An 11,263-nucleotide genomic window follows, 5' to 3' on the forward strand; every position below is an offset into this window, starting at 1 on the left:
CCGTGCTGCTCGAAGTGCGGGACCTGCACGTGGAGTTCCGGACCCGGGAGGGGATCGCCCGCGCGGTCAACGGGGTCGGCTACGCCGTCGACGCCGGCGAGACGCTGGCCGTGCTCGGTGAGTCCGGCTCAGGCAAGTCCGTCACCGCCCAGGCCGTCATGGGCATCCTCGACACGCCGCCCGGCCGGATCACCGGAGGCAGCGTCCTCTTTCAGGGGCGGGATGTGCTCACCCTCAAGGAGGAGGAGCGGCGCAGGATCCGCGGTGCCGGAATGGCCATGATCTTCCAGGACGCCCTCTCCGCGCTGAACCCCGTCCACACGGTGGGCGACCAGCTCGGGGAGATGTTCGTCGTGCACCGGGGGATGTCGAGGAAGGACGCCCGTACCCGGGCGATCGAGCTGATGGACCGGGTACGGATCCCGGCCGCCCGCCAGCGTGTGCGGGACTACCCGCACCAGTTCTCCGGCGGTATGCGCCAGCGCATCATGATCGCCATGGCGCTGGCGCTGGAGCCCGCGCTGATCATCGCCGACGAGCCCACCACAGCCCTCGACGTCACCGTGCAGGCCCAGGTCATGGACCTGCTGGCCGAGCTGCGCCGGGAGTACGGCATGGGTCTCGTCCTCATCACCCACGACCTCGGTGTCGTCGCGGACGTCGCCGACCGGATCGCCGTCATGTACGCGGGCCGCATCGTCGAGTCGGCCCCCGTGCACGACATCTACAAGAGCCCCGCTCACCCCTACACACGGGGCCTGCTCGAGTCCATCCCCCGTCTCGACCGCAAGGGCCGGCGGCTGTACGCCATCGAGGGCCTGCCGCCGAGCCTCACGCACATCCCGCCGGGCTGCCCCTTCCACCCCCGCTGCCCCCTGGCACGCGAGGTGTGCCGCACCGACGAGCCGCCGCTCTACGAGGTGGACGAGCGGCGGGGGAGTGCCTGCCACTTCTGGAGGGAGTGCCTGCATGGCCGGTCCTGAGACGATCCTGGAGGTCAGCGGGCTGGTCAAGCACTATCCGCTCACCCGGGGAATCCTGTTCAAGAAGCAGATCGGCGCGGTGCGGGCGGTCGACGGCGTCGACTTCGCGCTCGGCCGGGGCGAAACCCTCGGCATCGTCGGGGAGTCCGGATGCGGCAAGTCGACGCTCGCCAGGCTGCTGGTCAACCTGGAGCCGCCGACGGCCGGTTCGATCCGGTACCGGGGCGAGGACATCACCCGGCTGTCCGGGCGCGCGCTGAAGGCGGTACGGCGCAACATCCAGATGGTGTTCCAGGACCCGTACACCTCCCTCAACCCGCGTATGACGGTGGGCGACATCGTGGGGGAGCCGTACGAGATCCATCCCGAGGCCGCGCCCAAGGGGGACAGACGGCGTCGGGTGCGCGAGCTGCTGGACGTCGTCGGGCTCAACCCCGAGCACATCAACCGCTACCCGCACCAGTTCTCCGGCGGTCAGCGCCAGCGCATCGGCATCGCCCGGGGGCTCGCGCTGCGCCCGGAGATCATCGTGGCGGACGAGCCGGTCTCCGCGCTCGACGTGTCGGTGCAGGCCCAGGTGATCAACCTGATGGCGCGGCTCCAGGAGGAGTTCGGGCTGAGTTACGTCTTCATCGCGCACGACCTGTCGATCGTGCGGCACATCTCCGACCGGGTCGGGGTGATGTACCTCGGGAAGATCGTGGAGATCGGCACCGACGAGGAGATCTACGAGCACCCCACGCACCCGTACACCCAGGCGCTGCTGTCCGCGGTGCCCGTGCCCGACCCGGCGGCACGGGAGCGCCGGGAACGGATCATCCTCAGCGGTGACGTGCCGTCCCCGACGGACATCCCCTCCGGCTGCCGGTTCCGCACGCGCTGCTGGAAGGCCAGGGAGCGGTGCGCGCTCCAGGTGCCGCCGCTCGCGGTGCCGGAGGAGTTCCGGGGGACGACGGGACCGGCCGCGCACGATTCGGCGTGCCACTTCGCGGAGGAGATGCGTGTGGTGCCGCCCGGAGAGCCCCGCGGGGAGCCCCCCGAGGAGCCGCCCGAGGAGCCCCAGAACGCCCCAAACGCGCGCGAACTGCGTTAACACGCAGGCAACTTGGCTGACGCGATTCCGATATACGGACGCAGGAGAGTGAACAGCGTACGGCCGTGCGGGTGCCGTGAACGGGCCGGGGTGCGCCATGTCACCCCGGCCCGTTTTTTACGCCTGAACCGGCGCCGCTCTCGCGGACCTGGTCGGCGCCGCCCCTTGGCGCCTAAGCCGGCGCCGCTCTCGCGGACCTGGTGGCTGCCTCGTCGTGGTTCCTCAATCAACGGTTGCCGTGCTCTGTGGGTTTCTCGCGGCTCAGCCCAGGTCGAGAGCGCGGCGCAGGAAATCCCGTTGGAGCAGCAGCAGGTTCTCCGCGACCGTCTCCTGGGGGGTCATGTGCGTGACCCCCGACAGCGGCAGGACCTCGTGCGGGCGGCCCGCGGCCAGGAGGGCCGAGGACAGGCGCAGGGAGTGGGCCACCACCACGTTGTCGTCCGCCAGGCCGTGGATGATCATCATCGGGCGGGCCGGTTCCACCGCGTCCACCAGGCCCGCGTCGTCGATGAGCGAGTTGCGGCGGTAGACGTCGGGCTGCTCGCCGGGATGCCCCAGGTAGCGCTCCTGGTAATGGGTGTCGTAGAGCCGTAGGTCGGTCACGGGCGCGCCCACGACGGCCGCGTGGAAGACGTCCGGGCGGCGCAGTGCCGCCAGCGCCGCCAGATAGCCGCCGAAGGACCACCCGCGGATCGCGACCCGGGACAGATCGAGCGGGAAGTCGCCGGCCAGGGCGTGCAGCGCGTCGACCTGGTCCTGGAGCACGACCTCCGCGAGGTCGTCCTTGACCGCCTTCTCCCAGGCGGGGGAGCGGCCCGGGGTGCCGCGCCCGTCGGCGACGATCACCGCGAAGCCCTGGTCGGCGAACCACTGGGAGGTCAGGTGTGGATTGTGCGCGGCCACCACGCGCTGTCCGTGCGGGCCGCCGTAGGGGTCCATGAGGACGGGGAGGGAGGCGTCACCGGAGTAGTCCGTAGGCATAAGCACGGCGCATGGGATTCGGCGTGCGCCCCCCTGAGTCAGCCGCACGCGCGGGGACAAACCGGGGTGTTCCGCATACGACGCCACGGTGGCCAGACGCTTGCCGTCGCGCAGCACCTGCACCTGGACGCCAGAGCGGTCGAGGACCGAGGAGACGAGCACGGTCACGTCCCCCGCGCGCACCGCCGAGTGCACGCCGGGCTCCTGCGACACGCGCTCCACGCCGAGTTCGTTCACCCGGTAGACATGGACCTCGCCGATCTCCGGGTCCGTCGCGGCCTCGCCCGCCGACGCTGCCACCAGCACATCCGCGTCAGCGACGTCGAGCACCGCCCGCAGGTGCAACTGCGGTCCGGTCAACGGCCGTTCCCCCACGGCGAGCACCCGCGCGCCGCCCTCGTCGGCGACCCGGACCAACTGCCCGGAGGGGCTCCAGCACGGCACCCCGGCGAAAAGTTCCAGCCAATATGGATCTTCGTCCGCGTGCACCATCCGGGTCGCCCCGGTGTCCGGGTCCACCGCCAGGTACAGCTGGCTGCGCTGGTCCCTCGCCTGCACCAGGATCAGCGGCGCACCCGCCTGTGACCAGTGCACCCGCGCCAGATACGGGTACCGCGTCCGGTCCCAGACCACCTCGGTGCGCGCCCCGTCGAGCCCCACGACGAACAGCCGTACCTCCGCGTTGTCGGTGCCCGCCGCCGGATACGGAACCCGCTGCGGCTCCTGGTCCGGACGCGCCGGATCGGAGATCCACCACCGCCGCACCGGCGTGTCGTCCACGCGCGACACGAGCAGCCGGTCGGACTCCGGCGACCACCAGAAACCCCGCGAACGGCCCATCTCCTCGGCCGCGATGAACTCGGCAAGGCCGTACGACACCGACTCCGACTCCGGCTCGGCGAGCGCCCGGTCGTCCTCGCCCTCCGCGCCGACCACACGCAGCGCGCCTCCGCGCACATAGGCGATGTGCCGTCCGTCGGGGGCCGGACGCGGGTCGATCACCGGCCCGGCCACGGGCAGTTCGCGGGCCGTGCCCGCACGCAGCTCCGCCGTGAAAAGCCGCCCTGACAAGGCGAAAGACGCCAACTCCACGGCCGCGTCGGTGGCGTAGCCGACGATGCCGGCACCCCCCTCGCGGCTGCGCTCCCGACGGGCGCGCTCCTCGGGCGGCAACTGCTCGGCGGCGCCCCCGAGAAGCGCGCCCGGGTCGGCCGCGGGGCGCTCTTTGCCGTCCGCCAGGTCAAGGACCCACAACTGGTGCGCGCGGTCCGTGCCGGAGGTGGACCGCAGGAAGACGACACGGGAACCGTCGGGCGCGACGGTGAACGCACGCGGCGCGCCGAGCGTGAACCGCTGGGTCCGCGCGTGCCGTCGGGGGAAGGAAGCAGGCTCGGTGGTCATGCCCCGACCATATTGGCCATGCGCCCCCTTGTGCGGCCGTGCGCCGATCGATGCGCACGTACGGATAGTTATGATCACTAGCGCATAGTGGGTATGAACGTGCTGCCCGCTGCGTGGATTCATCTGCGTGGATTTGTCTGCCCCCATAGTCCGAACCCCCCGGCGTCCTGGGATCTTTGGAGGTGAGCCGCCGTGGCACTCTCGATTTCGGCGGTGGTGCTGCTGGCGATCGTCGTCTTCCTTCTGATCAAGAAGTCCGGACTGAAGGCGGGCCACGCGATCGTGTGCATGCTTCTCGGCTTCTACCTCGCCTCCTCCACGGTCGCACCCACGATCCACGAGCTGACCACGAACATCGCGGGCATGATCGGCAGCATCAAGTTCTGACCCGAGCGGTGCCGCTGGTTCGGCGTCGACGGCGTCCTGCCGTCACCATGGCTGCCACCGGCCGGTCCGGGCAGAGGCCGGACCGCGCCGCCACGACTCGCGGTTGTCTCTCGCTGCCCGTGACACGGCCCATCTCGCCCCGGCGTCGCCGCCTGGAGGATCGCGACGTCCGCCCCAGCGCCATACGGCGGGCACCGACCTCGGCCTGCCACCCGGGGGACTCCATCGGCCGGCCGCCCTGCCGGTCCACCGCATCGCGCAGCCGTCGCACGCCGACTGGACCATCCCGACCGAAGGTCTGCCGCGCTACCAGGACGAAAGCGCCGCGGACGAGCATCAGGGGTGACACCGGCGGCGAGCCGGGGCACTCGTAGGGTGGTCCCATGACGGATCTGCCCGACCGGCGTCTGCTCCTGGTGCACGCGCACCCGGACGACGAGTCGATCAACAACGGCGCGACCATGGCCAAGTACGCGGCCGAGGGTGCCAGGGTGACGCTGGTGACCTGCACGCTCGGTGAGGAGGGCGAGGTCATCCCGCCGGAGCTCGCGCACCTCGCGCCCGACCGGGACGACACGCTGGGCCCGCACCGCGTCGGCGAACTGGCCGCCGCCATGGCCGAGCTCGGCGTCGGCGACCACCGCTTCCTCGGCGGCCCGGGCCGCTACCGCGACTCGGGAATGATGGGCGCCGAGCAGAACCACCGGCCGGGCTCCTTCTGGTCCGCGGACCTCGACGAGGCGGCCGGCCACCTCGTGGCGGTCGTCCGGGAGGTGCGCCCGCAGGTCCTCGTCACCTACGACCCCGACGGCGGCTACGGCCACCCCGACCACGTCCAGGCCCACCGCGTCGCCATGCGCGCCGCCGACCTGGCCGCCGACCCCGGCTTCCGCCCGGAGCTGGGGGAGCCCTGGCGGATCACCAAGATCTACTGGAACCGGGTGCCGCGCTCGGTCGCCCGGGCCGCGTTCGCCCGCCTCGGCGAGGTGCTCGACAAGACGCCCTTCGCCAAGGCCGCGAGCATCGACGACGTCCCCGGCGTGGTCGACGACCAGGTGGTCACCACCGAGATCGACGGCACCGAGTTCGCCGCCGCGAAGGCCGCGGCGATGCGCGCCCACGCCACGCAGATCGAGGTCGCCGAGCCGTACTTCGCGCTGTCCAACGCGCTCGCGCAGCCTCTCCTCACCACCGAGTACTACCAGTTGGTGCGCGGCGAGCAAACCGCGGCCCGTGAGACGGACCTGTTCCAAGGAGTGGCCCCATGACGGCGTCGAGCAAACAGCCGAACGCACTCGCACAGCCTCTGAGCCTGCCCTCGGCCGGCCGGACTGCCGCCTACCTCGGGCTGCTGGTGCTCGGTGCGGTCGTCGGGGTGGCGGGCGGTCTGGTGCAGAGCGCCTGGTTCCCCGGCGGGCTGCTCCTCGCGCTCGCGGGCGCGGCCGGACTCTTCCTCGGCGGCGCCCAGGTCACCGGGTCCCGCGCGGGGGCTCTCGCGCCCGCCGCCGGGTGGATGGTCGCCGTCGTGCTGCTCACCGCCAGCCGTCCCGAGGGCGACTTCCTGTTCGGCGCGGGCATCGGCTCGTACCTGTTCCTGCTCGGCGGACTGGCCGTCGCTGTGATGTGCGCCACCCTCGCCCACGGGCGGCAACCAGCTCGCCGCGACGCCCGACTTGGCAAGTGACGTACCACTTCGTCGCTGCGAGTCATGGGATTCCCCCACAAAACGCGGTGCGGACGTGGGGGTCCCGTGCGGGTTTCCCTCGCGGGCGCGGTCTTCGTGGCGCAAGCGGCCAGTATGGTGGTGCGCGCCGCCGAGCCTCCCCCACGCTCTCGGCTTCGCTCGAGCAGGGGGGACCCCCACCTGTTGAGGTCGAAACAGGCGGTGGAGCCAACCGGGAGAACCTGCCTTGAGTCGTGAAACTGACAGCTCGTCCGCCGGGCCCAACGGGCGTGGCCCAGCCGCGTACCCGTCGGGGACGCCGCCGTACGGGACCCCCCTGGCTGCCGAGGACGGTGTCGACGCGAGCCGTCCGGCCTCGCCGTCGGAGGAACGCAAGACCGAGACCACACTGACGACCCGCGTCCGGATCAACATCCCCGGATCCCGGCCCATTCCGCCGGTCGTCGTGCGCACCCCCGTCGCGGACGCCGACAGCGCGACGGACGAAGCGGGCTCCGACACACGGGCGATGAGCTCCGTGAGCGCGCTCAGCACCTTCGACCCGCCCGCCGAGCCCGCAGCACAGGCCGAGGAGAAGACGGCGACGAGCGACTGGTTCGCGCCGCGCAAGCCCGCGGCGGCCAAGGGCGCTCCGGGCAGCGGGTCGACCAACGGCGCGGGGCTGCCCGGGGCTTCGGGCATACAAGGCGCGGGCGGCGCGTCGGGCGCGGGGGCGCCGGGCGAGGGCGCCGGAGCAGGTGCCGGTGCGCGGGGCGGCAACGGGACGTTCGGCGGCCCGGGTGCACCGAGCGGTCCTGGCGCGGGCGGCACACGGCCAGGGGGTCCGGGTGCGAGCGCTGCCGGTGGCGCGCGCCCCGGCGCTTCCGGTGCGCCGGGCGCACGGCCCGGAGAGGGCGCGGGTGGCGCGGGCTCCTTCGGCGCGCGCCCGGGCGGTACGAACGGCGCGGGGCTCCCGGGTGCCACCGGCGCCGGGCCCGTCGCGCCGGGGCACGGCGGCGGCACCGGTTCCTTCGACGTGTCCGACGCGGTGGCGGCCAGCACGGCCTCCTTCCCGGTGATCGGCACCGACGAGAGTGCCGAACCCCGCCGCGACGACCTTCCGTACTTCTCGGAGCCGGGGCGGCGCGGCCCGTCCGGCCCGACCAGCGGCCCGGTCACCGGCGACAGCACCGTCGCCTCGGGCTCCGGCGGTCCGGGCCTGACCGCTCCCGGTACGGGCCCCGGCGGCCCGGGTCTCCTGGCACCCGGTATCCAGCGCACCCCCGGCGGACCGCTCGGCCCGGGAGCGCCCGGTGCTCCCGGTGCCTCCGGAGCCGCCGCGGGCCAGGGCCGTCCCGGCGGCGGACTCAGTGACGACACCGCGATCCTCACCCCGCAGAAGCCCGCTCCCGAACCGGGCCCCCAGGGCTTCGGCGGCCCCGGCGGCCCCGGCGGCAACGTCTCCGGGCACACCGTCACCAGCGGCATCCCCGTCGTCCCGTCGGCCGACCGCAGCGGCCCGTTCGGCCCGGGCTCCCCGTCGGAGGCGCCGGGGCCGCACACACCCCCGAAGCTGCCCGATCCGCCCAAGCAGCAGAACACCGGCGCCGCGAAGCCGGCCAAGAAGAAGGGCCGCAGCAAGCTGGTCCTCCTGGGCGGCGGCGTGGTCCTCGTCGCCGGTGTCGCCTACGGCGCCGGACTGCTCATGAACCACTCCGACGTGCCCAAGGGCACCACGGTGCTCGGCGTCGACATCGGAGGCGGCACCCGGGACGAGGCGGTCGAGAAGCTCGACGCCGCGCTGGGCGGCCGGACCGACAAACCCCTCCAGCTGTCGGTCGACGGCAAAACGGTCCCCCTCAGGCCGGACCAGGCGGGCCTCCAGTTCGACAGCAAGGCCACCGTGGCCACCGCTGCGACGAGCGACTACAACCCGGTGTCGGTGATCGGCTCGCTGTTCGGGCAGCATCGCGTGGTCCAGCCCGTCATGCCCGTCGACGAGGAGAAGCTGCAGGCCGCCCTGCAGCGGGTCGCGGGCGGCTCCGGGTCGATGGTCGAGGGCACGATCAGGTTCGAGTCCGGCCGGGCGGTCGCCGTCTACGGCAAGGCGGGCAAGGGAATCGATGTCCCCGCGTCCGTCGCGGCCGTCGAGGAGGCGTACCGCACCCAGGTGGAGACCGGCTCCGGCACGCCCGTGCGGGTGGCCACCACGACCCGGCAGCCGACCATCACGAACGCCGAGGTCGACCGGGAGATGAAGGAGTTCGCGGAGCCGGCGATGTCCGGCAAGGTGACGGTGCGGACGGACGCGACGCACTCGGTCCTGATGAGTCCGCAGAAGTCGCTGTGGAAGTTCCTGAGGGTGACGGCTGTCAACGGCAAGCTGGTCGACAAGCCCGACCTGAGCGCTCTGAAAACGCTCTACGGCCAGGCGTTCGACGGCGTGCTCATCACCCGGGGCAACGGCCAGAAGACGCCTGTGACACCCCAGGACGTCTACGCCGCCCTGCGCCAGGCCCTGCTGAGCAAGACCAACCGGGTCGCGGTCATCAACACGAACCCGAGCTGACCGCACCGCACAGGGGGGCGCCCGGTGACGACCGAGCGCCCCCTGCCGTGCACCCCCTGCCGTGCACCCCCTGTCATGCCGCAGACATGACATCTGTCATGCCGGAGTGACGACACCCGGCACTGCCGTGCGCGCCCCCGGCCCCGGGACGATGGGTCCATGACGACGACAGTGGCGGCCACCGGCGTGGTGGTCGGGTTCGATCAGGTGACCAAGGCCTACGGGGACGTACGGGCCGTGGACGGGTTGACGCTCGAGCTGCACCCGGGGGAGACCGTGGCGCTGCTGGGGCCCAACGGCGCGGGCAAGTCGACCACCCTGGACCTGCTCCTCGGGCTCAAGTCCGCCGACAGCGGCTCCGTGCGCGTGTTCGGGACCAGCCCGCGTGAGGCCATCGTCGCCGGGCGCGTGGGTGCCATGCTGCAGAGCGGTGGCCTGATGGACGAGGTGACGGTCGCCGAACTGGTCAAGCTCGGCTGCGATCTGCACCCGAGGCCGTACAAGGTCGGCGACGTCCTCGCCCGCGCGGGCATCGCGCAGATCGCCGACCGCAAGGTGAACAAGCTCTCCGGCGGCCAGGCCCAGCGTGTCCGCTTCGCCCTCGCCACCGCGGGCGACAGCGACCTGATCGTGCTGGACGAGCCGACCACCGGCATGGACGTCTCGGCCCGCCAGGCGTTCTGGGCCACCATGCGCGAGCAGGCGGATCAGGGACGTACGGTCCTGTTCGCCACGCACTACCTGGAAGAGGCCGACGCCATCGCCGACCGGGTGCTCGTGCTGCACCGCGGGCGGCTCCTCGCCGACGGCACAGCTGCCGAGATCAAGGCCAAGGCCGGCGCCCGCCGCGTCCGCTTCGATCTTCAGGGCCCGATCGACGAGGCCCGCTTGCGCGCGCTGCCCTTCCTGACCGCAATAGACGTTTCCGGGCAGACCGTACGCATCCAGTCCTCCGACGCCGACGCGACCGTCCACGCGCTGTACGGGCTCGGCGTCTACCCCCGCAACCTCGAAGTCGCCGGGCTCGGGCTCGAGCAGGCGTTCGTCGCCATCACCGAGGCCGAGGAGGCCAAGCAGTCGTGATCTCGCTCATCAGGCTGGAACTCACCCGCGCCCTGCGCAACCGCAAGTTCCTGTTCTTCTCGGTGATCTACCCGTCGGTCATCTTCCTGTTGGTCTCCAACCAGACGGGCGACGTCGACGGCACCGGCTTGAGCGTCGCGAAGTACGTCATGGTCTCCATGGCCTCCTTCGGCGCCCTGACCGCCGTCCTGATGGGCAACAGCGAGCGCATCGCCAAGGAGCGGGAGAGCGGCTGGGTCCGGCAACTGCGGCTGACCACCCTGCCGGGGCGCGGCTACGTCCTCGCCAAGACGGCCAGTGCCGCCGTCGTCAGTCTGCCGTCCATCGTCGTCGTCTTCGCGGTCGCCGCGGTCGTGAAGCACGTCCGCCTGGACGCCTGGCAGTGGCTCGCCCTCACCGGGGCCATCTGGGCCGGCAGCCTGGTCTTCGCCGCACTCGGCGTCGCCATCGGATACGTCGCCTCCGGGGACGCGGTCCGCCCCATCACCATGATCGTCTACTTCGGCCTGTCGATACTCGGTGGCCTGTGGATGCCATCGACTTCCTTCCCGCAGTGGTTGCAGGACATCGCCAAGTGGCTGCCCACCCACGCGTACGCTGCCCTCGGACAGGCCATCGAACAGAGTCAGGCCCCGCACGCCAGGGACATCGCGATCCTGGTCGTCTTCTTCGCCCTCTTCGCGGGCGGCGCGGCCTGGCTGTACCGGAAGGACACGCTGAAGGCGTGAGTGCCATGACGGAAGACCGGCGTTCGGACGAGGCGCGGGCGGAGCGGCTGATGCGTATGGGCCAGCCGCCCCGCAACCGGCGCGAGCTGCTGCGCAAGTCCCTGTGGATAGGCGTCTGGCTCATCTTCCTGAGCTCGCCGGTCCAGGATCTCGCCTCCGGCCGCCACACCACCGGGGGCACCGTGGCGGGCTGGCTGGGCCTGGCGGCCTTCGTCGGGGTCTATCTCTCGCTGGTCTTCCGGAACATCGGCAGGCCGTACACCCAGCGGTTCCTCGCCGGGATACTCGTCGCCCTGGCCGTCCTCGCCGCGCTGCTGAACCTCACGCTCGGCGCGTCGCACTGGCTGGGGCTGTTCGTCTACGTCTCCGTGGCCT

General features: G+C 72.0%; 9 protein-coding genes and 1 pseudogene. 9 read left to right on the top strand and 1 reads right to left on the bottom strand.

Features of this window, described 5'->3' with window-relative positions; translation table 11 throughout:
- The first annotated feature begins 2 nt into the window (after window positions 1–2).
- Window positions 3–983 (top strand): ABC transporter ATP-binding protein, encoded by a 981-nt coding sequence (locus tag C3488_RS06965; protein ID WP_103838450.1) that lies wholly within the window; start codon window positions 3–5, stop codon window positions 981–983.
- On the top strand, window positions 970–2,076 hold the full coding sequence (locus tag C3488_RS06970; protein WP_103838431.1) for an ABC transporter ATP-binding protein: 1,107 nt from the start codon (window positions 970–972) through the stop codon (window positions 2,074–2,076). The genes C3488_RS06965 and C3488_RS06970 overlap by 14 nt, the downstream gene beginning before the upstream one ends.
- A 261-nt stretch (window positions 2,077–2,337) precedes the next feature.
- On the opposite strand, the gene C3488_RS06975 is transcribed toward C3488_RS06970, so the two are convergent.
- The gene (locus C3488_RS06975) at window positions 2,338–4,458 is read right to left on the bottom strand and encodes a S9 family peptidase (protein ID WP_103838432.1); all 2,121 of its coding nucleotides are present in this window, start codon (window positions 4,456–4,458) and stop codon (window positions 2,338–2,340) included.
- 192 nt (window positions 4,459–4,650) lie between these two features.
- On the opposite strand from C3488_RS06975, the gene C3488_RS06980 reads away from it, so the two are divergent.
- From C3488_RS06980 to C3488_RS07015, 7 genes and pseudogenes are all read left to right on the top strand, one after another.
- Window positions 4,651–4,845, top strand: coding sequence for a hypothetical protein (locus C3488_RS06980; RefSeq protein WP_103838433.1), 195 nt, complete (start codon window positions 4,651–4,653; stop codon window positions 4,843–4,845).
- A gap of 383 nt (window positions 4,846–5,228) precedes the next feature.
- Complete coding sequence (gene mshB / locus C3488_RS06990; protein ID WP_103838434.1) at window positions 5,229–6,113, top strand: N-acetyl-1-D-myo-inositol-2-amino-2-deoxy-alpha-D-glucopyranoside deacetylase; 885 nt, start codon at window positions 5,229–5,231, stop codon at window positions 6,111–6,113.
- A complete protein-coding gene (locus tag C3488_RS06995; RefSeq protein ID WP_103838435.1) occupies window positions 6,110–6,529 on the top strand; it encodes a DUF6113 family protein in 420 nt (139 codons plus the stop codon). Before mshB ends, C3488_RS06995 begins: the two co-directional genes overlap by 4 nt.
- Before the next feature lie 226 nt (window positions 6,530–6,755).
- A complete protein-coding gene (locus tag C3488_RS07000; RefSeq protein ID WP_103838436.1) occupies window positions 6,756–9,077 on the top strand; it encodes a hypothetical protein in 2,322 nt (773 codons plus the stop codon).
- Window positions 9,078–9,236: 159 nt separating this feature from the next.
- Window positions 9,237–10,160, top strand: coding sequence for an ABC transporter ATP-binding protein (locus C3488_RS07005; RefSeq protein ID WP_103838437.1), 924 nt, complete (start codon window positions 9,237–9,239; stop codon window positions 10,158–10,160).
- Complete coding sequence (locus C3488_RS07010) at window positions 10,157–10,888, top strand: ABC transporter permease (protein WP_103838438.1); 732 nt, start codon at window positions 10,157–10,159, stop codon at window positions 10,886–10,888. Before C3488_RS07005 ends, C3488_RS07010 begins: the two co-directional genes overlap by 4 nt.
- A gap of 5 nt (window positions 10,889–10,893) precedes the next feature.
- Window positions 10,894–11,263, top strand: a pseudogene (locus C3488_RS07015) (sensor histidine kinase); the annotation flags it as partial.

Source organism: Streptomyces sp. Ru72, from assembly GCF_002920635.1.
GTDB lineage: Bacteria > Actinomycetota > Actinomycetes > Streptomycetales > Streptomycetaceae > Streptomyces.

What these genes read in the sequence shown, in the direction of transcription:
- C3488_RS06975 (WP_103838432.1), bottom strand. Translation starts at nt 4,458, where the DNA reads ATGACCACCGAGCCTGCTTCCTTCCCCCGACGGCACGCGCGGACCCAG.
- C3488_RS07005 (WP_103838437.1), top strand. Translation starts at nt 9,237, where the DNA reads ATGACGACGACAGTGGCGGCCACCGGCGTGGTGGTCGGGTTCGATCAG.
- mshB (WP_103838434.1), top strand. Translation starts at nt 5,229, where the DNA reads ATGACGGATCTGCCCGACCGGCGTCTGCTCCTGGTGCACGCGCACCCG.
- C3488_RS06995 (WP_103838435.1), top strand. Translation starts at nt 6,110, where the DNA reads ATGACGGCGTCGAGCAAACAGCCGAACGCACTCGCACAGCCTCTGAGC.
- C3488_RS06970 (WP_103838431.1), top strand. Translation starts at nt 970, where the DNA reads ATGGCCGGTCCTGAGACGATCCTGGAGGTCAGCGGGCTGGTCAAGCAC.